The 26223-nt window shown below is 43.3% G+C and carries 13 protein-coding genes; all 13 read left to right on the top strand.

Features of this window, described 5'->3' with window-relative positions; all coding sequences use genetic code 11:
• Nucleotides 1-21: 21 nt before the first annotated feature.
• Complete coding sequence (locus tag BacF7301_RS03420) at nucleotides 22-4047, top strand: hybrid sensor histidine kinase/response regulator transcription factor (protein ID WP_167960220.1); 4026 nt, start codon at nucleotides 22-24, stop codon at nucleotides 4045-4047.
• Nucleotides 4048-4090: 43 nt separating this feature from the next.
• A complete protein-coding gene (locus BacF7301_RS03415) occupies nucleotides 4091-6103 on the top strand; it encodes a hypothetical protein (protein ID WP_167960218.1) in 2013 nt (670 codons plus the stop codon).
• A gap of 64 nt (nucleotides 6104-6167) precedes the next feature.
• The gene (locus BacF7301_RS03410) at nucleotides 6168-8180 is read left to right on the top strand and encodes a kojibiose hydrolase (RefSeq protein WP_167960216.1); all 2013 of its coding nucleotides are present in this window, start codon (nucleotides 6168-6170) and stop codon (nucleotides 8178-8180) included.
• Nucleotides 8181-8461: 281 nt separating this feature from the next.
• Nucleotides 8462-10492, top strand: coding sequence for a hypothetical protein (locus tag BacF7301_RS03405; RefSeq protein ID WP_167960214.1), 2031 nt, complete (start codon nucleotides 8462-8464; stop codon nucleotides 10490-10492).
• 66 nt (nucleotides 10493-10558) lie between these two features.
• Nucleotides 10559-11956, top strand: coding sequence for an IPT/TIG domain-containing protein (locus BacF7301_RS03400; protein WP_167960212.1), 1398 nt, complete (start codon nucleotides 10559-10561; stop codon nucleotides 11954-11956).
• A gap of 17 nt (nucleotides 11957-11973) precedes the next feature.
• Nucleotides 11974-15066 carry a SusC/RagA family TonB-linked outer membrane protein gene (locus BacF7301_RS03395; RefSeq protein ID WP_167960210.1) on the top strand — a complete coding sequence of 1031 codons (3093 nt, stop codon included), beginning with the start codon at nucleotides 11974-11976 and terminating at the stop codon, nucleotides 15064-15066.
• A 14-nt stretch (nucleotides 15067-15080) separates the two neighbouring features.
• Entirely contained in the window at nucleotides 15081-17123 is a 2043-nt protein-coding gene (locus BacF7301_RS03390; protein WP_167960208.1) for a RagB/SusD family nutrient uptake outer membrane protein, read from the top strand.
• Between the two features lie 21 nt (nucleotides 17124-17144).
• Nucleotides 17145-18149, top strand: a complete 1005-nt coding sequence (locus BacF7301_RS03385; protein ID WP_167960206.1) for a DUF4973 domain-containing protein — start codon at nucleotides 17145-17147, stop codon at nucleotides 18147-18149.
• Nucleotides 18150-18322: 173 nt separating this feature from the next.
• Nucleotides 18323-21424: a SusC/RagA family TonB-linked outer membrane protein gene (locus BacF7301_RS03380; protein WP_167960204.1), complete on the top strand. Its 3102-nt coding sequence runs from the start codon at nucleotides 18323-18325 to the stop codon at nucleotides 21422-21424.
• Between the two features lie 18 nt (nucleotides 21425-21442).
• Nucleotides 21443-23335 carry a RagB/SusD family nutrient uptake outer membrane protein gene (locus tag BacF7301_RS03375; RefSeq protein ID WP_167960202.1) on the top strand — a complete coding sequence of 631 codons (1893 nt, stop codon included), beginning with the start codon at nucleotides 21443-21445 and terminating at the stop codon, nucleotides 23333-23335.
• A 19-nt stretch (nucleotides 23336-23354) separates the two neighbouring features.
• The gene (locus tag BacF7301_RS03370) at nucleotides 23355-24515 is read left to right on the top strand and encodes a SusE domain-containing protein (RefSeq protein WP_167960200.1); all 1161 of its coding nucleotides are present in this window, start codon (nucleotides 23355-23357) and stop codon (nucleotides 24513-24515) included.
• A gap of 24 nt (nucleotides 24516-24539) precedes the next feature.
• Nucleotides 24540-25052: a hypothetical protein gene (locus BacF7301_RS03365; protein ID WP_167960198.1), complete on the top strand. Its 513-nt coding sequence runs from the start codon at nucleotides 24540-24542 to the stop codon at nucleotides 25050-25052.
• A 34-nt stretch (nucleotides 25053-25086) separates the two neighbouring features.
• Nucleotides 25087-26148: a family 43 glycosylhydrolase gene (locus BacF7301_RS03360; RefSeq protein ID WP_167960196.1), complete on the top strand. Its 1062-nt coding sequence runs from the start codon at nucleotides 25087-25089 to the stop codon at nucleotides 26146-26148.
• Nucleotides 26149-26223: the final 75 nt, after the last annotated feature.

Genomic DNA, 26223 nt, shown 5'->3' with positions numbered 1-26223 from the left:
GAAAGCTAGAAAACACGTATTATGAAGAAAGTCTTGATACTTTTAATCTGTCTCATTTTTTACCCGATACTCTGCTGCGCACAAGTAGCAGATGAACATTATTATTTCAAAAACTTAAGCGTACAGAACGGATTATCTCAAAATACCGTCAATGCAATCTTGCAGGACAAGCAAGGTTTTATGTGGCTCGGTACGAAAGATGGACTGAACCGGTATGATGGATTATCATTTCGTAAATTCAAACATGACGACCGTAGCCAACGGAGTATCGGAAATAACTTCATCACTGCGCTTTATGAAGATGCGAAAGGAAATATCTGGGTAGGTACGGACGTAGGGCTTTATATCTATGACCCGGAGAAAGACTTCTTCCGGCACTTTACGGAATTGAGTGCAGAGAGTACAAAGATAGAACATACTGTAACCGCAATATCAGGGGATAATCAAGGCTGTGTTTGGGTAGCGGTTGAATCTCAAGGACTCTTCTGCTATGATTTGGAGAAAAGGCAACTTCAGAATTATACCTTAAAAGATTTTTCTTTCCTCACCACTAATGTACAGACCTTCGTTTTCGACAATAGCGGAACCCTTTGGATAGGTTGTTATGGTGACGGACTTTTCTATTCGAAAGACCGTCTGAAGACACTTCATCCTTATCTTTCCCCTACAGAGAATAAAGAAACTTATGCGAACGATGTAGTGATAAGCCTTGTGAAAGGAGCATATAACTGCCTGTATGTGGGCTCTTTGAAAGGTGGAGTGAAGGAACTGAATCTGACTTCAAACAAATTGCACGATTTACTCTTGGCAGATGAACATGGGGAGTCGGTCTTTTGTCGGGAACTGCTGGTTGCCTCTGACAATGAATTGTGGATCGCTTCCGAATCAGGGCTTTATATTTATAATCTCAGGTTGGGAAAATATGTTCACTTGCGCAGTTCGATCAATGACCCTTATTCCTTGTCCGATAATGCTATTTATTCGCTGTGCAAGGATCGTGAAGGTGGCATTTGGATTGGCTCTTATTTCGGTGGCGTAAACTATTACCCCCGTTTCTATACGAATTTTGAGAAATATTATCCGAAAGGGACAGAAAACGGGCTGCATGGAAAGCGGGTACGTGAGTTCTGCCAGGATAATCAGGGAATTTTGTGGATTGGTACTGAAGACGGTGGCTTGAATCGCTTTAATCCGAAAACCAAGACCTTCTCTTTTTTCGCCCCGAGCAATGCTTTCACCAATGTACACGGGCTATGTCTGGTCGATGACTACCTTTGGGTAGGCACTTTCTCCAAAGGAGTAAAAGTGGTAGACACACGCACGGGAGCTATTGTGAAAACATATCAGAAAACAGATTCACCGCGTTCTTTGATAGATAATAGTGTTTTTTCCATCTGCAGGACAACGACGGGAGATATTTATTTGGGCACATTATTCGGCCTGCTGCGTTATAATAAACAGTCCGATGATTTTGACCGGATTCCGGAACTGAACGGCCGGTTTGTATATGACATCAAAGAAGACTCCGGCGGAAACCTCTGGCTGGCAACTTATGCAAACGGTGCTTACTGTTATAATGTGAGTGAGAAGAAATGGAAGAATTACCTGCATGATGAAAGCAACCCGAAAAGCCTTCCTTACGACAAGGTAGTGAGTATCTTCGAGGATTCCCACCGGCAGGTTTGGCTCACGACACAGGGCGGCGGCTTCTGTTTGTTCCATCCGGAGACGGAAACCTTCACCAGTTATAATCTGGCGGACGGATTGCCAAACGACGTCGTTTATCAGATTGTGGAAGACAAGGCCGGGCTTTTCTGGCTGACAACCAATAATGGCTTGGTATGTTTCCAGCCTACCACCGGAGCAATGAAAGTATATACCACTTCCAACGGTTTGCTGGGCGACCAGTTCAATTATCGTTCAAGTTTTGAAACGGAAGACGGTACAATCTATCTGGGAAGTATCGACGGTTTTGTGGCTTTCAATCCCAAGAACTTTTCAGAGAACAAGTCGCTTCCGTCTATCGTGATTACAGATTTTCTGCTCTTTGGCAAGGAAGTGTATGTAGGCGAACCGGGCTCTCCGTTGGAGAAGAGCATCACTTTTTCCGACGAACTTGTACTTCAATCCAATCAGAACTCTTTCTCTTTCCGTGTGGCGGCACTGGACTTCCAGGCTCCGAGAATGAGCAAGATAATGTATAAGCTGGACGGCTTTGATGCAGACTGGCTGACGGTAGGCGAAAGTCCTTTTGCCACTTATTCCAACCTGCGGTATGGCAATTATACTTTCCGGGTGAAAGTCTCCAATAGCGACGGGGTATGGAATGAAGAAGGAATAACCTTGAAAGTACATATTCTTCCGCCTTTCTATCTTTCTATCTGGGCTTATATTGTGTATGCCTTGTTGATTATAGGTTGTTCCTTGTATACGGTTATGTATTTCAAGAGACGCAGTAACAGGAAGCATCGCCGGCAGATAGAGAAATTCGAACAGGAAAAGGAACGCGAAGTGTATAATGCGAAGATTGACTTTTTTACGAATGTGGCTCATGAGATACGTACTCCGTTGACATTGATTAAAGGTCCGTTGGAAAATATCATATTGAAAAAACAGGTGGATACGGAAACCCGCGAGGACTTGAACATCATGAAGCAGAATACGGAACGGTTACTGAACCTGACCAATCAGTTGCTTGATTTCCGCAAGACGGAGAGACAGGGATTCAGGCTGAACTTTGCGAAGTGTAATATAACGGAAGTACTGAAAGAAACGCATGTGCGCTTCACTTCCCTTGCCAAGCAGAAAGGGTTGGATTTCACCTTGCAGATGCCGGAAAAGGACTTTTATGCCCATGTTAATCAGGAAGCATTTACGAAAATCATCAGCAATTTGCTGAACAATGGGGTGAAATATGCGGAAAGTTACGTGCATATATCGCTGGAAGTGCCGGATACGGACGGAGGTAATTCATTCCGTATCTGCACGGTGAACGACGGGGTAATCATTCCTGATGCGATGAAAGAGGAGATATTCAAGCCTTTTGTTCGTTTCAACGAGCAGGAGGATGGAAAAGTAACTACTGGAACCGGCATCGGGCTGGCTCTCTCCCGCTCGCTTGCCGAACTGCATCAAGGGACTTTGACTATGGGAAAAGGGGAGGAGAATAATACTTTCTGTATGACTTTGCCGATAGTACAGGATACGACAATCACCCTGACATCGGAAGTGGAAGTGGAAACTGACAAGATGAACGAAGCTCCTGCAGAGCAAGCAGTAGAAAAGGATAACCGCCCGACTGTGTTGGTGGCGGAAGATAATCCGGATATGCTTGCTTTTGTGGTTCGCCAACTGTCGAAAGATTACACGGTGCTGACAGCTACCAATGGCGCGGAAGCATTGCGTGTACTGGACGGCAATTATGTGAATCTGGTGATAAGTGATGTCGTGATGCCTGTAATGGATGGCTTCGAACTGTGCAAGACGATTAAGTCGGATTTGAATTACAGCCATATCCCTATCATACTGCTGACCGCAAAGACTAATATACAATCGAAGATAGAGGGAATGGAACTGGGTGCGGATGCCTATATTGAAAAACCCTTCTCTGTGGAATACTTGCAGGCGTGCGCTTCCAATCTTATTCAGAACAGGGAGAAGTTGCGCCAGGCTTTTGCGGAATCTCCTTTTATAGCCGCCAATACAATGGCATTGACGAAAGCCGATGAAGAGTTTATCAAGAAACTGAACGAGGTTATTCAGGTGAACTATGCCAATCCGGAGTTTAGTATGGATGACATGGCAGATAACTTGAATATGAGCCGTTCTAACTTCTATCGGAAAATTAAAGGAGTGCTGGATCTCAGCCCGAATGAGTTCCTTCGTCTGGAGCGTCTGAAAAAGGCTGCCCAACTGCTGAAAGAGGGTGAAAACAGGGTCAATGAAATCTGCTATATGGTAGGATTTAATTCACCGTCCTACTTTGCAAAATGTTTCCAGAAGCAGTTCGGAGTGTTGCCAAAGGACTTTACGAATGTAAAGGAGTAGCGGTTTGCTTTTGAGTAGAAGTGTTTTAATAATGCAATAAGATATGATGACTAGGCAAAAGACAATGTGGTTCATCGTGCTGATATGTTGGTTCAGCACAAACCTTTTATATGCCGGTGGAGTTGCACGATGGACTATCGTCTCACCGGATAGTATTTATTGGAAGATAAACGGCGCTCATAATGACCATATTGAGATGAGTGGTTTGAAAGTTTCGACTGTATTGCGTTATGGTATTAATGCAGCAGGGGAATGGGTGATTGACCGGAATATGGTTCTGCCGACTTTCCGTACTATTCCTAATGACACTCATGGTAGTTTGCAGCATCATTTCAATGGAGACTGGGCGCACCTGTGTCTTGTGAACGGACAGCCGCTGGTAGGCGAAAAGGTGGAAACCGTATCTTTAAGCGGGGTTATGACTGTGAAGAGTATATATGGCAATAAAGGCGTTTCGCTGACACGCACGCTTTTCCCTTCTACATCACAGCCGGCTTTTTGTGAGAAATATGAATTGGAGAATGTGACCGAACATCCGTTAATCGTCCAATTTCCTGCGAATACTCTTTCTTATCATACGGATGAGGCTAAAGGAGTGGAAGGCAGTTATACATTAACGGCTGTTCTTTCATCTCCGGCTGGAGAAGGTACTTTTCAGTTAAAAGCCGGAGAGAAGGCTTGGTTTCAAGTGATTTATGCAGGATATAAAAAGAATGAACGGGAGCTGGCTCTGGATGTTGATAAAGAACTTGTTGCACGTCGGGAATTTTTGCAGCAAGTACAGGGTAATCTGGTGCTTGAGACTCCGAGTGATGTGATCAATACAATGTTCTCGTTTGCCAAGATACGCGGTTCGGAAAGTATATTTGATACAAAAGGCGGATATATGCAAAGTCCGGGAGGGGAAGCTTACTACGCGGCTATTTGGGCGAACGACCAGGCAGAATACATCAATCCGTTTTTTCCTTATTTGGGCTATCCGGCGGGAAATCGTTCGGCGATGGATTCGTTCACCTTATTTATGCGTTATATGAATGACGAGTATAAGCCTTTGCCTTCATCTATAATCGCAGAGGGAATAGATTGCTTTGGCGTGGCGGGCGACCGTGGAGATGTGGCGATGGTCGCTTATGGTGCGGCACGTTATGCTTTGGCGTCCGGCAACCGTCATGAGGCGGAAAAATTGTGGGCATTGATTGAATGGTGTCTGGAATATTGCAACCGGAAACTGAATGCTGAAGGAATAGTGGAATCTGACTCCGATGAACTGGAAAACCGTTTCCCAGCGGGGAAAGCTAACTTATGTACCTCTTCATTGTATTATGACGCTCTCATTTCTGCTGTTTATTTGGGAAAGGCACTGAAGAAAGATCGTGAATGTATAAAATCCTATCAGGACAAGGCGGCTGAACTTTATAAAAATATTGATAGATATTTTGCCCATAATGTGGAAGGTTATGAGACATATCGTTATTACGATGGTAATACGGTGCTTCGTTCATGGATTTGTATTCCGTTGACTATGGGGATTTATAATCGGGCAGAGGGCACTGTGGCTGCCCTGTTCTCAGATAAGTTATGGATGGAGAACGGTTTGTTGACTCAATCGGGTACTTCTACGTACTGGGATCGCTCCACGCTCTATGCTTTTCGGGGAGCTTATTCTTGTGGTGCCAGAGAGATAGCGACCGAATATCTGGAAAAATATTCTGCAACCCGTTTGCTGGGCGACCATGTCCCTTATGCGGTAGAAGCATGGCCGGAAGGGAATCAACGCCATCTGTCCACGGAAAGCGCTTTATATTGCCGCATTATGACAGAAGGCTTGTTTGGCATACGTCCCATTGCGCTGGATGCTTTTAAACTGACGCCGCAACTTCCGGAAGGTTGGAATACAATGTCTTTGAAACGCATTTGTGCATTTGGCGCAACATTTGATATTGAAGTGAAACGCAACAAAGGCAACGCATTACTGGTTCTGATAAAGAAGGCTAATAAGGTTATAGGAAAATACAAGGTTGGGAATGGAGAGCCAATCGAAGTGCGTATTAAATGAACAAAACAAGCAATGCGGACTATTTTTGCAGAAAATGTCGCTAATTAATTAAATATGCTATTATATGAAGAATCTATTTATCGTATTTTTTTGTCTGGTATCAGTTTTGGCTATAAAAGTAAACGGACAAGAAAGTTTGTGGAAAATACAGGCTACTGATTATCGCGGAACTTATTATGGAGCAGCAGTAGCGAATGGCGGTATCGGTATCTTGCCGTGGAAAGAACCTTTTTCCGTTCGTCATGTCATGTTGAATCATGTATTTGATGCTGCCGCTCCTCAAGACGTGAGTCGGGTGTTGCGAGGAATCAACCCGTTCAATTTGCAAATGCAGATTGATGGACAGGGAGTGAATGGTGATAATATCTCGGGATGGGGACAATGCATAGATATGAAAGCCGCCACACATAATACTCATTTCACTTATGACGGAAAAGCCGATATCTCTTATAGTATCTGTGCTTTGCGGAATATGCCTTATGCGGGACTGGTGCGTGTAGAGGTTACTGCATTGGAAGATATGTATTTGTCTGTGGCAAACCCCATTGAAGTGCCTGATGAATATAAGAACCCCGATTCAAGACAGGTAAGCGTGCATGTCGATGGAAACGAACTGAAAATAGTACGTACCTGGGCTTTATCCAAACACCGTGAACAGAAGGTATCGGCATCCTCTGCTTTTATATATGATAAAAATTCGAACGTGCAGCAACAATATGACGGAACCAACCGGATTTCGGTTTCATTGAAGAAAGGAGAAAAATTCAGCTTCGCTTTACTGGGTTCCGTCTGTACCGGACGTGATTTTATAGACCCGTATAATGAATCGGACCGTGAAGTGATTTATGGTGCGAAAGAAGGTTTGAACCGCCTGATGGATGGACATCGGAAACTTTGGAATGAGTTGTGGGAAGGGGATATTATGATAGAGGGAGATGACGAGGCGCAGCGTGCCGTACGTTTTGCTCTTTATAATCTTTACTCTAATGCGCGCAAGGGAAGCCGCTTGAGTATTTCTCCTTTCGGGCTTTCTGCCCAGGGATACAACGGGCATATTTTCTGGGATACCGAGTTCTGGATGTATCCGCCTATGCTTTTCATGAATCAGGGAATTGCAAGGACAATGATGGACTACCGTACAGACAGGCTGAAAGCCGCTTGTCAGAGAGCATTGAGCTATGGGTATGACGGAGCCATGTTTCCGTGGGAAAGTGATGATGCCGGAGAAGAGTCATGTCCGACTTGGGCATTGACCGGAGCTTTTGAACATCATATCACTGCCGATATTGCTATCGCGGCCTGGAATTACTACTGTATGAATGGTGATAAACGGTGGTTGCGTGAAGAAGGTTTCCCTTTGATGGAGAAAGCTGCGGAATTTTGGGTAAGTCGTGTAGAAAAGAATGAGGATGGTTCTTATTCGATTCGTAATGTGGTGTGTGCCGATGAATATGCTGAAGGGGTGGATGATAATGCATTTACCAATGGTGCCGCTATGCGTGCTTTGCAAGATGCTGCTAAAGCTGCTGCGGTATGCGGTGTTAAGGCACCTGAAATCTGGAAGGAGATAGCCTCGAAGTTGCGGCTCCCGAAATTCGAGAATGGAGTGACTATGGAGTATGAAGGCTATAATGGGCAGACAATAAAACAAGCGGATGCCAATTTGCTGGTATATCCATTAAATCTGATAACCCGTCCTGAAGAAATCCGTAAGGACTTGGAGTATTATGAAGATAAAATAGATAAAACGGGACCGGCAATGTCTTTCTCTGTGTTGGCTTTGCAATATGCACGCCTTGGCGAAGGCGATAAAGCTTATGACTTGTTTGTGCGAAGTTTCCGTCCTAACCAGTTACCTCCGTTTGGCGTTATTTCCGAAGGTGCAGGAGGTACGAATCCTTATTTTGTAACTGGTGCGGGAGGACTTTTACAAACTGTCATTAATGGTTTTTGTGGTTTGGAAGTTACAGATAATGGCATCAAACAGCTTTTCTCAAAATTGCCGAAACATTGGAAGAAATTGACAATAACGGGAGTCGGACCGGATAGAAAGACTTATGTCCGGATGCAAAAATAACATTGTTAAATCCTAGTGTAATGAGTATATATGTCTAGCGTGGTGGGCATATATATTCATTGCGATAGCCATATATATCTATTGAAGTATACATATATACACACTGTATGAAACATTACGCATTGATTTCTACTTTCATTTGGCTCGATTGAGACTAAACTTTCATTTATTGACCTGTTTTTAATATCTGAAATAAGTGTAAACCCCTATTTTTGCTGCAGTAATAACTTAGTATTAACACAGAACCAGTATCCTTTACTGATTCATATAATTAGGTTTGCATGAATTTTAAATGTTTGTTTTGCGGGGCGCTTATTACACTGTATGTCGGAGTTGCTGAAGCTGTCAACTATGTTCCGGAAAATATTTCAGCGTCCATATCGTTGAAAGTGCCGGGAAATGTAGCTGAAAGATATTCACTAGACTTACAGCAATTGGGGAATGACCGTTCATCCTATTTATTGGAAGCTTCTGAAAGCATTCCGGTTACAATCACTCAGAGGGTGGCAGATGTAAATGGTAAATTACGGGTAAATGTCTGTATAACAGCACTCGAAGATATTTATTTTAATTATAGTCAACGGCTATCAACAGGCTATCGCCATGATGATTGTCAATTTTATATGCCGGGTTTCTGGTATCGTAGGAATCTCCGTTCTCCTAAAGATGCGCCTTCGTTCCATTCTTCAGATAGTTGGTTGGTGCGTGAAGACAGACTAAGCGCACCGCTTACAGGTGTTTATTCGGAAAAAGAAAAACACTTTGTGACTGTGAGCCGTATCGATAAGTTTGCAGACGAAGCCTTGAGCACTCATCGGGAAGGAGAAATTATCCTTTCAGGTAAAACGTCTCTAGGATTTACCGGATTTGAGAATCAAAACGGAATAACTGCGCTCTCTTTTGGCTTTCCTTATCGTGAAGCTCCCAAGAGTTATATTCGTAAGTTGACATTGGCACCTGCGGCAGAAGCTTTTCAATTCTTGAAAAAGGGGGAAACTGTTTTATTAACGTGGGAGATTCTGGAGAATAAAGCTGATGATTATTCTGATTTTATACGCCATGCATGGGAATATAGTTATGACACTTATGGACCTAAACCTGTGGAGACTCCTTATTCCATAACGGATATGAAGCAAGTTCTTAGTGGATTCTTTGTAAGTAGTTTCGTAGAAGGACATCCGTTGGTTTATAATTCGGGAATACATCTAATGACAGAAAATTGCCAGAGTAACGGGCAGGCGGAAGTAGGTTTCATTGGTCGTGTGCTTCTTAATGCATTCAATGCTTGGGAATATGGTTACCAATCTGATAGGGAGGATTTGAAAGCAAATAGTATGAAAGTGTTTGATAGCTACTTGAAGAACGGTTTTACTCCGGTCGGTTTCTTCAAAGAGTCGGTCGATTTTGATAAAGGGACTGAAGAACCCATACACAGTATTCGTCGCCAATCAGAGGGAGTTTATGCAATGCTTCATTATCTTGCTTATGAGAAGGAAAACGGTCGCCGTCATCCTGAGTGGGAACAGAAGATAAAGAAAATGCTCGATATATTCTTGCAACTGCAACAGGCTGACGGTAGTTTCCCCCGCAAGTTTCGTGATGATTTTACGATAGTAGATAATAGTGGAGGGAGTACTCCTTCGGCCACATTGCCGCTGGTGATGGGATACAAATATTTCAAGGACAAGCGATACCTTGCCAGTGCTAAGTTAACGGCTGATTATCTGGAAAAAGTCTTGATTTCTAAAGCCGACTATTTCTCGTCCACACTTGATGCCAACTGCGAAGACAAGGAGGCATCTCTGTATGCTGCTACGGCTACCTATTATCTTTCATTGATTACAAAAGGAGATGAGCACCGGCATTATGCAGACCTGACGAAGAAAGCTGCTTATTTTGCCTTGTCATGGTATTATGTATGGGATGTTCCTTTCGCGCAGGGACAGATGTTGGGAGATATTGGTCTGAAAACCCGCGGTTGGGGCAATGTGTCGGTGGAAAACAACCATATTGATGTATTTGTGTTTGAGTTTGCTTCTGTGTTGCGATGGCTGTCAAAGGAATATGCAGAACCCCGCTTCTCACAATTTGCAGAAGTCATTTCTACTTCTATGCGCCAACTTCTGCCTCATGAGGGACACTTATGCGGAGTGGCTAAGTCTGGTTACTATCCGGAAGTTGTTCAGCACACAAATTGGGATTATGGGAAAAACGGGAAGGGATATTATAATGATATTTTTGCACCGGGTTGGACGGTAGCTTCTTTGTGGGAGTTGTTCACGCCGGGGCGTGCGGAGTATTTCTTGAAATGATAGCTGCCTGATAGAGAATATCAGATAAAATAACAATATATAATTAACTCTTATTATTTAATACTTATGAAACATTTTTTTTCAGCATTGGCGTGCTGTTGCTGTCTGTGTTTGTTGAGTTGTAGTGAAAACGAGAAAAATACTGCAAAATGTGATCCGTCGCGGCCAGTTGTTTTTACAGACTTCTCTCCAAAGGAAGGTTCAGTTCGCACCCGCCTGTATATTACGGGTGATAATTTCGGCAATGATGCATCGAGAATCCACGTAAATGTAGGTGGAAAAGAAGCGAAAGTTATTGGTGCGAATGGGAAAGAAATTTACTGTATGGTTCCCAAACGTTCTTACGATGGGAATATAACAGTAAAAATTGATGGTGACAACGGTGAAACGATTACTGATTTCACTTTTGAAGACGAATTCACTTATCATGCGAAACAAACTGTAGGAACATTAATAAGAAAAGTGGATGAGAATGGAAACTCCAGTTGGATAGAAGGACCTTTTGAGAAAGCGGCTATTGCTTCTGGAGATTGGATGGTAATGGGACATCCGAAGTATGGGAAAAAGGCGTATTTGGGTTCCTGGCACGATGGGTTGTATGTACTCGATATGGAAACCGAAACGCTTTCCAAGCTATTCGGCAATATGCACAGTAAAATGGAGTCATTCACTTTTACCTCTGAAGGAGACACACTTCTTATACCCGATGATAACGGAAAGGGAGAGGGCAATGAGCGTCCGACAGTCTATTACGCATTGCGTTCCGAAGGCTTTCGCAAACATCGTGTTTATTGTTACGGTCCTTGCAGCTATTCTTGTGTGTCGCATCCCGACGACCATACACTGTTCTTTACCAGCTGGAAAGAGGGAGGTGTCTGGAAGAAAGACGGTACGTACGATGCGACAAATGGAAAATGGATACCTAAGCTTTGCTTTAAGTTGTCCACTCTGGTTCAGGTAGACGGTTCAAATTTGCATCTCGTCATGCATCCCAGCGGTAAGTATATGTATATTGTGGGCGAAAAAGTGTCGGCTATTCTTCGTTCGGACTATGATTTTGACAAGAAAGAGTTTACAACCCCTAGAGTAATAGCCGGTCATTTATCTCAAAATGGTTACGCTGACGGAGTCGGGGAATCCGCACGTCTCGATGCGATTTTTCAGGGTGTGTTTGTGAAAAACAGGGAATATGAAGAAGCTGGAAAGGAAGATGTCTACGATTTCTACGCAACCGAGAAATGGAATTGCTGTGTGCGCAAGGTTACACCCGAAGGAGTCGTTACTACCTATGCGGGAAGAAGCAACATAACAGCTGACGGCAAGCACTATGGATATGTAGACGGAGACTTGCGTAAGGAAGCACGCTTTAATCAATCGACAGGTATTGGCTACGATGAAGATACGGAAACCTTCTATGTCGGAGAGGTGGAAAATCACAGCGTTCGTTACATTACTACTGAATAATACTAAAAACACTTTATATGAATAAGTTTATACTATTTTTATTTCTGTTGTCGGTAGGATGGAACATCTCCGGCTATGCTCAGGAAAAAACACAAGTGGAAGTGACGGGAATCGTTACGGACTCGAAAACCCATGAACCATTGATTGGCGTGAATATTACCATAAAAAATTCTCCTGGACTGGGGACGATGACTGACATAAACGGTCATTACCGGATAAAGGTTGAACCTTATTCTTACCTCATATTTTCATATATTGGTTTTGATAAGCAGGAGGTGTTATTCAAAGATAAGCACATCATTAATGTAGCTTTGAAAGAGAGCGAAGCCAATGTGCTCGATCAAGTGGTCATTACCGGTACTGGCGCTCAAAAAAAGATTACCGTTACGGGAGCTGTGACTACGGTGGACGTGAAGGATTTGAGAACTCCCACTTCTAGTGTCACCAACGCATTGGCAGGTGTTGTGCCGGGCATATTGGCAAGACAGGTTTCCGGTCAGCCGGGTGATAATGTTTCCGAGTTTTGGATTCGTGGTATTTCGACTTTCGGGGCCGGTTCCAGTGCTTTGGTACTGGTGGATGGCTTTGAACGTGACATCAATGAACTGAATGTTGAAGACATCGCTACATTCACAGTGCTGAAAGATGCTTCTGCCACTGCTATCTATGGTTCGCGGGGTGCGAACGGTGTAGTGCTTATTACGACCAAACGTGGTAAGGAAGGAAAAGCTCATATCAATGCGAAGGTAGAAACTTCTTATAGTACACGTACTCAAACTCCTGAATTTGTAGATGGTGTAACTTATGCTCGCATGATGAACGAAGCTTTTACAACCCGTAACCGGGAAGCAGCCTATTCGGAAGATGACATTAGGTTGATTAGCTCCGGTCTTGACCCGGATATCTTCCCGAACGTAGACTGGATGGGGATGTTATTGAAAAAAGGTGCTCCCACTTATCGGGCCACTGTAGATATAAATGGAGGCGGCACCTTGGCGCGTTACTTTATTTCCGCCAGTTATGTAGACGAAGGTGGTATGTACGAGACAGACAAGGCGATGAAGGACTTTAATACCAATGCCAATTACCGCCGTTGGAACTATCGTATGAATGTGGATATTGACTTGACAAAGACAACTTTGATTAAGGTCGGTGTATCCGGTTCTTTGGGAAAACAGAATCAGCCGGGCGGTGATTATAAAGAGATTTGGGGTGCTTTGTTGGGATATAATCCGATTACCGTTCCTGTGAAATATTCCAATGGATATGTGGCTTCTCAAGGATATGCCGAGATGCAAAATCCGTGGGTGTTGGTTACGCAACAAGGCTTCAACGAGACTTGGAACAACAAGATACAGAGTACTGTGAGCTTGGAACAAGATTTAAAATTCATCACCAAAGGGTTGAAGTTTGTAGCTCGCTATGGATATGATACGAATAACAAAAATTATAATCGCCGCATGAAATGGCCTGAAGGTTGGAAAGCAGAAAGGCAACGTGACTCGGAAGGAAATCTGCAACTGAAACGGGTGACAACCGAGCAAATGATGATATCAAAAAGTGGTTCCAACGGGGAACGAAAAGAATACCTGGAGGCGGAATTGCACTATGATCGTACGTTTGGTGACCATCAGATAGGTGGGGTGCTGAAGTATACGCAAGACAAATACATTGATACATCGGAGAATTTATCTAATGACTATATCCAAACCATTGACCGTCGTCATCAGGGGCTTGCCGGACGGTTTACCTATGGATGGAAATATCGTTATTTCTTTGATTTTAACTTCGGATACAATGGTTCCGAAAACTTTGCTCCCGGACATCAGTTCGGTTTCTTCCCGGCTTTCTCATTGGCATGGAACATTGCGGAAGAATCTGTAGTAAAGAAAGTCTTTCCATGGATGGGAATGTTTAAGCTACGTTACTCTTATGGTAAAGTCGGCAACGACAATACGGGTGATAAAGGTGCTAAAATCCGCTTTCCTTATCGTCCGACGTTTAAGACTGATGACTTGTTTGGATATCACTATGGTGACATAGGGACGAACATTTACTACTATACGGGATTGACTTATGCCACACTAGCCTCCAAAAACGTAACGTGGGAGGTGGCGGAAAAACACGACTTGGGATTGGACTTTTCGCTGTTTGACGATAAGGTGAGCGGTACGATTGATTACTTCCATGAGCAGCGCAATGGTATCTATATGACCCGTAGCTATTTGGCGCCAAGTCTTGGACTGAATACATTGAATACTCCCCCTGCGGCAAACATCGGTTCTGTACTTTCTAAGGGATTTGACGGAAATATCGCATTTAGACATAAAATAGGCGAGGTGGATTTGACTTTGCGTGGAAATATGACGTACAGCAAGAATGAGATTCGTGAATATGATGAGGAGTACAGTCACTATGGATATACAAGACAGGCAGGTTTTCGCGTCGATCAGGCACGTGGACTGATAGCTGAAGGTTTGTTCAAGGATTATGATGACATACGCCGAAGCCCGCAACAGATGTTTGGTGAGGTGGCACCCGGAGATATTAAATATAAAGATGTGAATGGTGATGGACGAGTTGACGATAACGATGTGGTACCCATTGGGGCTACCACCCGCCCAAACTTGATTTATGGATTCGGACTTTCTACCTTTTGGAAAGATATTGATTTTAACGTACATTTTCAGGGAGCAGGAAAGTCTTCATTTTTCATAGATGGCTATACGGTATATCCGTTCAGTAAGGGGGCATGGGGAAACATATTGACGGATGTGGTTGGAAAATATTGGTCGCAAGGTGTCAACGAAAACCCGAATGCCGAGTACCCACGTCTGAGTTATGGCGGAAATAGCAATAATTACCGAAATTCTACTTATTGGTTACGCGACGGGTCGTATATGCGTCTTAAAACGCTAGAAATTGGCTACAGCTTACCGAAAGCGTTTGTTAACAAACTCCATTTGAGTAAAGTGCGTCTCTATTTCTTGGGTACTAACCTTTTGACTTTCTCTGGTTTCAAACTATGGGATCCCGAATTGGGGAGTTCTAACGGACAGGAATATCCGTTATCGAGAGCGTATACATTAGGATTGACTGTTAATTTATAATCAAGAAAAATAGTATGAAGACAAGAAAATATATTTTATTGGGAGCAGTGATCGTGACCCTCGGACTGGGAGTCACTTCTTGTACGGATTATCTGGACGTGCAACGTTACTTCAAGGAACAACAGACCGAAGACCATATCTTTGAGGACAAAGATTACACCTTACAATGGCTATCATATTGTTACAGCGCTTTACAGGGAGATAACCTGGAAATAGGACACAGTGAGGTGTGTCCCACGAATTTTTCTGATGACATGGTGTTCAATGAGGGAGGAAACGGGGAACGTTACCGTAAGTTCAAACTGGGCGAATATGGTTATGGATATGCATACTCAGATCATTATATCAGCTCTTGGGCGAAGTCTTACGAAGGTATTCGCCAGTCATCCATCCTTATTAATAATGTAGATAAAAATTTGGATCTCACACCTGCTGAGATTACTGACGTGAAAGGGCAAGCTCGTTTTGTACGTGCTTATCTCTATTGGTTGCTGATGCGTAAATATGGCCCGGTGCCTATCATGCCCGAGGAAGGTGCGGATTATACGGAATCATATGACAATCTGTCTTTTCCCCGTAACACGTATGACGAGTGTGCTGAATATATTGCTAAAGAAATGTTACAGGCAGCTAATGAACTGGTGGAGAAAAGAGATAACGTTAACATTGCCCGTGCTACAAAAGGTGCTGCACTGGCGGTGCGTGCCAAAGCTTATCTTTTTGCAGCTAGTCCGCTGGCAAATGGAAACAAGGAAATGGCAGACTTTATGGATAAAACAGGACGCGTCCTGATTTCTCAGACTTATGATGAAACCAAATGGGCGAAAGCTGCCGCTGCGGCCCGCGATGTCATTGAATTGGCGGAGAGCCGTAATCTTTATCGTCTCTACACGGCTTCATTTCGTGACCAGACAACGGACGAGGCTTATCCAAATACCATTACTCCACCCGAACATTCAGTTTACTCGCACCAGAATTTTCCTAATGGATGGCAGGATATTGATCCGTTTGAGTCTTATCGTTCGGTGTTCAACGGTGAATTGTATGCAGCGGAGAATCCTGAGCTTATTTTTACCCGTGGAAAGAATGCGAGTAGTAACAGCGAAGTCAAAGACTTGGGGGTGACTGATTTGGCGAAACACCAGTTGCCCAATACAGCCGGTGGTTGGAATGTTCACGGTGTAACTATGAAACAATGCGATGCGTATGCTATGGCAGATGGAAAACCGTTTGACCGGGCTACTTGTCGTAAGGAATTTACCTCAGATGCAAATAAAGATGACCATCCTTACGATCACTTACGTAACGGTGTATTTTTTGAATATGCCAATCGCGAACCTCGTTTTTATGCTTCGGTAGCGTTCAGTGGTAGTGTCTGGTATTGCTTAAGTGCCAGAGAGAATGTGGATAAGTATAAACAGATATTTTATTATAGAGGGCATGATGACGGAAGGGTCAATGGTAATGAACGCTGGATTCCTACCGGTATAGGTGTAATGAAGTTTATTCATCCAGAGGATTGCAACAACAATGAGGGGAAAGTAATCGACAAGATAGATACCGCTATTCGTTATGCTGATATTCTACTGATGTATGCCGAAGCGTTGAACGAACTGACTGGTACGTATCAAATTGCTTCATGGGATGGAAGTACGACTTATACCATTCGCCGTGATGTGGTGGAGATGCGTCGTGGCGTGAAACCTGTGCGTATGCGTGCCGGTGTGCCCGATTATGATGAAGAAGAGGTTTACAATGATCCGGTCAGCTTCCGCAAACATCTGAAACATGAGCGTCAGATAGAATTCTTTGCTGAAAACCAACGTTTCTGGGATTTGCGTCGCTGGAAAGATGCTCCGGTAGATGAGGCCGAACAGATTTATGGTTGCAATACGTTGATGAATGAGGCGCATGCACTGCAATTCTATACACCGGTCCGCGTACCTTATTTGCAGACTGCTTTCTCTCGCAAACAGTATTTTTGGCCGATCACTTATGACGAGTTGAAACGCAATAAGAATATGACACAGGCTCCCGGATGGGAAGATTATGATTAATCCGATAATAAATTGAATGATATGAAAAAACTATATATAGGAATTATGTTGTTGGCATGTGCCGTATTCACTGCCTGTAACGACGAATGGAAAGATGAATTGTACGAACAGATGATTTCCTTCAAAGCTCCTGTAGATGCAACAGGGGTATCTAACATCTACCTGCGCTATAATACTGAGGGTTTAAACTCTTACGAGCTTCCGGTGATTGTGAGTGGTACGACAGATAATATCCGTGATCTTGATGTGAAGATTGGCGTGGATAATGATACGCTCGACTTGCTCAATATCGCAAAATACCTCAACCGTACTGATTTGTATTACAGACAACTACCCGAGAATTTCTATTCGTTTGCTTCCGAAACCTGTCACATTCCGGCAGGGACGAATGTGCAGCCTTATACGATTGATTTTAACTTCACCGGTTTGGACATGGTAGAGAAATGGGTGCTTCCGCTGACCGTTGAGCCGAGTGGTGACTATCTTCCCAATATGTGGAAGGGATGGCGCAAGGCTTTGCTAAAGATCAACTTGTTCAACGATTACTCCGGCGTATATTCGGCCACCAGCATGAATATCTATATGGATGGAGAAACAAATGACCCTGCTACGGTTTCTACACGCACCGCATTAGTGGTAGATGAAAACAGCGTGTTCTTTTATGCAGGTACGGTGTGGGAAGAGGACGTGAACCGTAATAAGTATAAAGTTCTTGTTACCTTTAATCCCGGTACGACGGATGATAAGGGTGTCATTTCTGGTACGTTGAGTTTGCGTCCGGGTGATGCGGCGAATGAGATGGAGCTACAACCTGTCGGTGAATGCAAATACGATATACGCACTAATATGGATGAAACGAAGCCGTACTTGAAACATTACTATGTGACGATGCGATTGGAATACAACTACACAGATTTCACTTCCGATCCTACAAATCCTGTTACTTATAATGCTCGGGGAGCATTGGTCATGGAACGTAAGATTAATACATTGATACCGGATCAAGATCAAGCAATTGAGTGGTAACTTTTAAGGCTAAACTAAGGTATAACCTGATTATACAGTAGTTTAGCCTTAATTTTTGGACATTTCTTTCATTTATTGGAATGTTTCTTCTATCCAATATTTGTTATGTTGCCTACTTTTGCCCCACAGAATCGAGATAAAGTTATTATTATGAGATTTTTAAATTTAATATTATGGATTTAAAGAAAGCATTGTTTATTTGCTTATTATTGTACTATGGAACAAGTGCCAACTCCGCTTTACCTGAACATTCGATGTCCGGTAAGGCGAATATGTCGGAGCAGGCGAAAGGTATTCGTATCAGTGGTACGATAACCGATAAGGAGAAGAATCCTCTTCCCGGTGTGAACGTGCGTGTCATGGAACAGGGAGGTACTGGAGTTATAACGGATATGGACGGTCACTTCTACCTGGATGTGCCGGGAAAAAGTTCCGTCATAGAGATTTCGTATATTGGTTTCAAAACCCAGCAAATAAAGGTTGGAAGTAAGATTAACTTTGATGTGATTCTTGAGGAGGATATTGAAGCGCTGGATGAAGTAGTAATCACCGGTTACGGCAGCCAGAAAAAAATGTCGGTTATCGGTTCTATTGAGACATTACAGCCTAAGAAACTGCAAGTGGGCTCTTCCCGTTCCGTTACTAACAATCTGGCGGGACAAATTGCCGGTGTGATAGCCGTCCAGCGTTCCGGTGAACCTGGCTACGATTCTTCTAATTTCTGGATTCGTGGTATTGCCTCTTTCTCTGGCGGACAGTCGCCACTAGTACTGGTTGATGGAATTGAACGTGATCTAAATCATATCGACCCGGCGGAAATAGAATCATTCTCTGTATTGAAAGATGCTTCGGCAAGTGCCATGTATGGTGTACGTGGTGCGAACGGTGTGATTGTTATCAATACAAAACGTGGTAAAATAGGCGCTCCTTCGGTGAATCTCCGGGTAGAACATTCCATTTCAGAACCTACAAAACTTCCTGAGTTTATCGGTGCGGCCGATCATATGGCATTATTGAATGAACTTACGGAAGACAGGACACGCTTGCCATTCAGCCAGGAGCAGATTGACAGGACTCGTTATGGATATGACCGGGATTTGTATCCGGATGTAAATTGGCTGGATCAAATAACGAAAGATTACGCTTACTCTACTCGTGCTAATTTAACGGTGTCGGGTGGATCCGATTTTCTCCGGTACTCATTGGTAGGTTCTTATTTCGGTGAGAAAGGAATTATGGAAACGGATAAGACATTGCCTTATGATACCGGAATGAAGCTGACCCGTTATAATATGCGTGCCAATGTCGATTTGGATGTTACCAAAACGACAGTACTGCGTTTGAATGTCGGTGGTTTCTTGCAGACGCACCGTAAGCAGGCTTTTAGTACGGACGATGCTTTCGACAGGGCATTTATAACTTCTCCTTTTGTGCACCCTGCCCGTTATTCTGACGGAACAATTCCTATCATGAGCATCAATGGAGTCAATCCTTGGGCTGCCGTGACACAAAGTGGATATGATGTGGTTACAGCTTCACAGATTCAATCTTTGTTTGCTGTCGAGCAGAACCTGAAAATGATAACTCCGGGACTGAAAGCAAAAGTGACCTTCTCGTTTGACCGCTGGAATCAGAGCTCGATAACCAGAGGCAAGAATGCGACTTACCATACTATTGCTACCGGTCGTGATATAGAGGGTAACCTGATTCATTCGGTGTTGAAATACGGAGATGATTCTTTGGGACATGGCAATAAAGGTGAATATGGAAATTCGAGGGTCTACTTTGAAGGAACGCTGACTTATGCACGTACTTTCGGAAAACATGATGTGGATGCATTGTTCCTGTATAATCAGCAAAGCTATGATGATGGTAGTGTGCAGCCTTATAGAAAGCAAGGTATAGCCGGCCGTCTTTCTTATACATTCGACAGCCGCTATGTGACGGAAGTCAACTTCGGTTATAACGGTTCGGAGAATTTTGCCAAAGGAAAGCGCTTCGGCTTTTTTCCCTCTGTCGCAGTTGGTTGGCTTATATCCGAAGAGCCTTTTATGGATCAGTTCAGAAACACTCTGAGCAAATTGAAGTTGAGAGGTTCTATAGGAAAGGTGGGTAATGATAATATCGGCGGACGGCGTTTCGCTTATATGACCACATTGAAGACAGATGCGGATACCTACCACTGGGGTGATACGGGACAGATTGAGCGTAAAGGTATCTCCGAAGGAGAAGTGGGAGTAGAGAACCTGACATGGGAAACTTCCTTGAAGATGAATCTCGGAGTAGAACTGGGCTTATGGAACGAACTGGAGCTGCAAGTGGATGTATTTAAAGAAAAACGTACGAACATCTTTATGCAACGTGCCATTATTCCGTCACAAACCGGATTCTTGACGAATCCATGGGCGAACTTTGGTGAAGTGACCAATCGCGGTGTGGAATTCTCTTTAAACTATAATAAACAAATCAATAAGGACTGGTTTATTGGCTTCCGTTCTAACTTCACTTATGCTATCAACCGAGTGGACGAGTATGATGAACCGGAATCTGTAAAAGGTACATATAAAAGCTTGACAGGACGTTCATTGAATACTTTGTGGGGATTGCAGGCGGAAAGACTGTTTACGGCAGATGACTTTGATGCGGATGGCAATTTGAAATTCGGTATACCGACGCAAGAGGTAGGAGCTTCCGAAGTCCGTCCGGGGGATATTAAATATGTGGATATGAACGGTGATGGTTTAGTTTCTGATGCAGATGAAGGTTTTATTGGCGGAACAGTTGACCCGCGTATCGTTTACGGATTCGGTGGTAATGTAAATTACAAGAATTGGGACTTGAATTTCTTCTTTCAAGGGACAGGCGATACGTATCGTGTAATCGGTAATACTACATACTTTATTCCGGGTAGCGGACAAACGTTGCAGGGCAATGTCTATTCCAACTATAATGACCGGTGGACTGAAGAAAATCCTTCCCAAGACGTGTTTTGGCCGAGATTGTCGGAAGAGCCTAACCGGCAAAACTATCGGAGTTCCACCTGGTGGAAAAAGAACATGCGATTCTTGCGTCTCAAAACCTTGGAGTTAGGATATACTTTGCCGAAAGCGATAACCGAGAAGATACATTCGAAGTCGATTCGTTTCTACGTGAGCGGTAATAATCTTTTCTGTTTTTCTCCGTTCAAACTATGGGATCCGGAATTGGATACCGATACCGGTTTACGTTATCCCGCTATGCGTTCTGTAATGTTTGGAGTTGACCTGAATTTCTAATTAAAAAAAAAGACGATTATGAGTTTAAAAAAATATATACTTGCCGGTTTGATGGGCATCGTATCGTTCGGTTCCTGTACATATCTCGACAAAGAACCGGATACAGAGATTGATCTGGGCATGGTCTTTGAAAATAAGACCAAAGTGGAATCTTGGCTAGCCAATGTATATAGCCGCATCCCCAATCCGGGAAATGATTGGTTGAACACATATGGCTGGGAAGTGTTTGCAGATGACCTGACAGCTTCTGCACGTTGGCAACAATGGGACTGGACTAATATTACTAAGATTCTCGGCGGTTGGACGCCCAATACAAAATGGGATGGCAATTTTTGGGATGGACTTCCACGGAAGATACGTCAAGCTTATATCTTTATCGAGAACGTGCATGCGTTGCCCAATGCCGATCTGCCTCAAAGAGAAGTGGATTATATGAAAGCGGAAGCACGTTTCCTTGCGGCCTATTATTGGTGGCAATTGTTGGAGACTTATGGACCGATTCCTTTTAGACCCAATTACATTGCTCCTACTGACTTTACTCTTTCAGACTTGATGGTGGGACAGAGACCGTTTGACGAGATTGTCAGTCATTTGGATAATGAAATGCTGGAAGCGGCAAAGCAACTGCCGCCCGTATGGCAAAGTGTAGAGAAATATGGTCGTATTACTTCCGTTATGTGTCTGACTATTCGTGCAAAAATGTTATTGTTTGCTGCCAGTCCGCTTGTGAATGGTAATGAGTGGTACATCGGGCATAAGAATAAGGAGGGAGAAGAACTGTTTAATTCTACTTACAGTCAGGAAAAATGGGTAAAGGCTGCTGAGGCATGTAAACTTTTGCTTGATGAGGCAGAACAGGCTGGTTACCGTTTGTATGTGGAATATAATGCAGAAGGAGAGATTGACCCTTTCACTTCGCTTGAAAATGTTTGGTTTACCAAGTTTCAGGATGGGAATAAGGAAATTTTATTCCCTTACACAAAGCAGGACGCTTATCAAAGTTATCAGTTCTATACCAATAAGGTTGTGACTAAGGAGTATGGTGGTGGAAATGGTTTGGGAGTATATCAAGGGCTGGTAGATGCTTTCTTTATGAAGAACGGGCTTCCGATAAAGGATAACAATGCAAAGTATGTGGAAGAAGGTTTTTCTTCAGAAAAAGAGACAAGAGTCACTGAGTGGACAGGTGGAACAGGACAAAAGGGAGAAGTAACTGCCGAAGGGACTTATAATATGTATTGCAACCGCGAACCGCGTTTCTATACAACGGTAAGTTATAATGGTTCTTGGTATGCCTTAGCCGGACGTAAATATGAGTTCTTTAAGAACCAAAAAGATAACGATTACACACACGATGCTCCTCAAAATGGTTATTTGGTTCGTAAAAAAGTATATCCTCAAGATAATCCGAAGAATGGCAGTTACAAATGGCGGCAAATGTTCTTGTATCGTTTGTCGGCTTCTTTCCTTGATTATGCCGAAGCGATCAATGAGGCTTATGATGATAAGGTATCCCGTGAGGAAGCGTTGAAATATGTAAATAAGGTGCGTGAACGTGCAGGCGTGCGGCAGTATACATTGAATACTGTTTCATTGGATGACCCTAAATATATTCATGTAGATGACAATCAACTGGCAGTACGTGAGGTGGTCCGTATGGAACGACGTGTTGAACTTTGTTGCGAAGGCTCACGCTGGTCGGATATTCGCCGTTGGAGAATCGTTGAGAGTCTTCCTGAAATGTGTGGAGATGATTATGGTATGAATTATGGTGGAACGAACAGTAATGAGTTCTATAAGAGAACTGTATTCCAGACGCGTGTATGGAAAAGGGCAATGTATTGGATGCCGGTATATTTCGCGGAAATAAACAAGAATACTAACCTTGTTCAGGCTCCTTTCTGGAATTAATTAAATGAAAAGCATGATTATGAATAAGATAATGAAATTAATATGCTTGCTCTTTCTGGCATCGATAGTAGCGAGCTGTAATAAAGATCCGGAGTACTACACACTGGAAACGCCTGCAGACCGGATGCTATTAAAGGCTTCTTCTGCTGACCTTACTTTGGAGAAAGAGAAGGAGAACGAGACTGCGGTTACTTTTACGTGGAATGCTGCAGCACAGCGTGGTGGTGCTGACGCCAGTATTGCTTACTTCTTTAGAATGTATATGGCGGACTTACATTCCAATGTCACTAACTTATATGAAATTGAAGCTGGAGAACGTTCTATTAGCTTTACGCATAATGAGCTGAATGATATTTTGGCTTCTTGGAGCATACTTCCCGGAGATAAAGTTACTGTTGAGGCAGAGGTAATCGCTCAAGTGAATTCGTCTGCTCAGTATTTGAAACCGGAATTGTCGAAAACACAATTGGATGTGGTCGGGTATGATAAGAATGCTACTGCGATTTATATGGTGATGGTGGATGATGCCGGAGAAAGAACAGTTCGAAGAATGACGGAAAAAGTTGTCGGTTCGGGAATCTACCAGTCACAGGCAGAGTTGAAACCATGCAAGTACTTCTTTGCGCTTAGTGCGGAATCGGATTATCCATGTTACATGAAAGGCGAAAATGGAGATAACTCTTTGCAATATGTAGCGGAAGCTGGTGATTATGAGATGCTGGAGAATACAAAGAGCGGTACATATACGGTAATAACCGATTTGAATATGTTGGATGTGAGTATAATTCAATTGTTCTCTTTACCGCAGAATGGCATTTGGATTGTGGGTAGTGCGTGTGATGCAAAATGGAATCTTGACGATGCCCGTAGTAAGTGCGCACTTGAGAATAAGGATCCTCGCCGTCCGAATCTTTGGGCATATACTGGTAATTTCTACTCTAAGGATGGAGATAATCCATCTGAGTTTAAACTCACTTTGGATTTTAATTGGGATGCCGGTAAGGGGCTTTGGTTCTTTGCTCCTTATGCAGCGGCTAATCCGGCGGTAGAACATGAACTCGGTGAGATGAGAGTCCAAAATGATGGTGGTGACTTGAAATGGACCGTAGCATCGGACGGTAAATACACCTTGACAGTAGACCTTGACCAAATGAAGATATATCTGGATCCTGCCGAGTAATCTTCATAATGAGTTAATTAAAATATGGAAATCATGAAAAAACTGTTTATTATAATCTGTTTGCTTGCCAATATAGTTGTGTTGGGAGCCTGTGGCGACGTAGAAAGTGCGGGTGATCCGCAGCCGCGTGTACCGAGAGTGGAAGTGGAATCTGAAAATTACTATGTACAGATTGTGCAGGAAAATATAGATGGAGTTGCTTTCGTCTACCGTTGGCTGGATATGGAAACAGCATCGAAATATGTCATAACCCTGGGGTTGGAAGTGGATGGAGAAACGACTGAGACAATAGGAGTAGAGGATAAGAGTATATTGACCTATGACGGAGTGCGTGAACTGCTTTTTACTAATCGGCAGATCATGGAATACATGAGAGCTTTTGAATTGGATGGGAAGGAAGCTCAACTGGGCATTACTCTGGAAGCGTTTCAGGCAGACGGTGTGCCAATCACTTCCGAAATAGCTAAGGCATCAAAGACCTCTAAGATCGATATTATATTGGGTCCTGGTGTGGAGTTAAATCCGGACTTGGAATAGAATAGTAACAATTAACAAGAAAAACTCAAAACTTATGTATATGCAAAATATAATCGCGCTTGGAATGATTTCCCTATTCACTTGGGGGTGCGGTAATAGCGACAAGCAGAAAGGTGAAACGGTACAAACTCCGTTGGTAGACAAAGTGTGGTATTCAAATCCGGTTATAGACTCCGACAATCCGGACCCGACAGTGATAAAGGCGGAAGATGGATATTTCTATCTGTACGCCACCGGAGGCAACACGTGGATACATAAATCCAAGGATTTGGTGCACTGGACTTATGTGAGTGGTGCCTATGAGGAAGATAAGAAGCCGTCATGGGAGCCGGACGCTGGTATCTGGGCGCCGGATATTAACTACATCGATGGTAAATATGTAATGTACTACTCTTTGTCCAAATGGGGCGGTGGAGAAACTTGTGGTATTGGAGTTTCCGTTTCGGATAAACCGGAAGGGCCGTTTACAGACCAGGGCAAGCTGTTTCGGAGCAATGAAATTGGCGTACACAACAGTATCGACCCTTTCTATATTGAAGATAACGGCAAGAAGTATCTTTTCTGGGGAAGTTGGTATGGTATTTGGGGAGTTGAACTGAGTGAGGACGGTCTTTCGCTGAAAGGTGGAATAGAGAATGCGAAAGCAACAAAAGTTCAAGTTGCTGCCAATACCGGAAACACCAATGCTTACGAAGGATCATATATATTGAAAAGAGACGATTATTATTACTTATTCTGCTCTACCGGTACTTGTTGTGAAGGTGCGAATAGTACTTATCAGACGGTAGTATGCCGTTCTACGAATCTTTTTGGTCCTTATCTTAATAAAGCCGGTGAAGATATGAACGACAACAAGCATACGGTATTGATACATAGAAATGATGCATTCCTGGGTACAGGGCACAATGCTGAAATAGTACAGGATGATGAAGGTAAAGATTGGATACTCTATCACGCTTATCGCACTGCCGATCCGTCTTTGGGTCGCGTAGTCTTGCTTGACAGAGTGTATTGGGATGACAACGGATGGCCTTATCTCGTAGGGGATGGTCCGGTTGTAAAGGCGGAAGCGCCCGTTTTTAAGAATAATAAGTAATTGGTATAGGATAATTGCAGCTATGTAGTTGCAATTATCCTAATTTTGTTCTCGAATTTTAAATTTATAGGTTTT

The organism is Bacteroides faecium, from assembly GCF_012113595.1.
Lineage (GTDB): Bacteria > Bacteroidota > Bacteroidia > Bacteroidales > Bacteroidaceae > Bacteroides > Bacteroides faecium.
The sequence above is the reverse complement of the archived record's forward strand: the minus strand, read 5'-3'. Positions and strand labels throughout refer to the sequence as shown.

Bases quoted from the DNA above. Each gene is read 5' to 3' on its own strand.
- BacF7301_RS03420 (WP_167960220.1), top strand. From the start codon at position 22: ATGAAGAAAGTCTTGATACTTTTAATCTGTCTCATTTTTTACCCGATA.
- BacF7301_RS03415 (WP_167960218.1), top strand. From the start codon at position 4,091: ATGATGACTAGGCAAAAGACAATGTGGTTCATCGTGCTGATATGTTGG.
- BacF7301_RS03410 (WP_167960216.1), top strand. From the start codon at position 6,168: ATGAAGAATCTATTTATCGTATTTTTTTGTCTGGTATCAGTTTTGGCT.
- BacF7301_RS03405 (WP_167960214.1), top strand. From the start codon at position 8,462: ATGAATTTTAAATGTTTGTTTTGCGGGGCGCTTATTACACTGTATGTC.
- BacF7301_RS03400 (WP_167960212.1), top strand. From the start codon at position 10,559: ATGAAACATTTTTTTTCAGCATTGGCGTGCTGTTGCTGTCTGTGTTTG.
- BacF7301_RS03395 (WP_167960210.1), top strand. From the start codon at position 11,974: ATGAATAAGTTTATACTATTTTTATTTCTGTTGTCGGTAGGATGGAAC.
- BacF7301_RS03390 (WP_167960208.1), top strand. From the start codon at position 15,081: ATGAAGACAAGAAAATATATTTTATTGGGAGCAGTGATCGTGACCCTC.
- BacF7301_RS03385 (WP_167960206.1), top strand. From the start codon at position 17,145: ATGAAAAAACTATATATAGGAATTATGTTGTTGGCATGTGCCGTATTC.
- BacF7301_RS03380 (WP_167960204.1), top strand. From the start codon at position 18,323: ATGGATTTAAAGAAAGCATTGTTTATTTGCTTATTATTGTACTATGGA.
- BacF7301_RS03375 (WP_167960202.1), top strand. From the start codon at position 21,443: ATGAGTTTAAAAAAATATATACTTGCCGGTTTGATGGGCATCGTATCG.
- BacF7301_RS03370 (WP_167960200.1), top strand. From the start codon at position 23,355: ATGAATAAGATAATGAAATTAATATGCTTGCTCTTTCTGGCATCGATA.
- BacF7301_RS03365 (WP_167960198.1), top strand. From the start codon at position 24,540: ATGGAAATCATGAAAAAACTGTTTATTATAATCTGTTTGCTTGCCAAT.
- BacF7301_RS03360 (WP_167960196.1), top strand. From the start codon at position 25,087: ATGTATATGCAAAATATAATCGCGCTTGGAATGATTTCCCTATTCACT.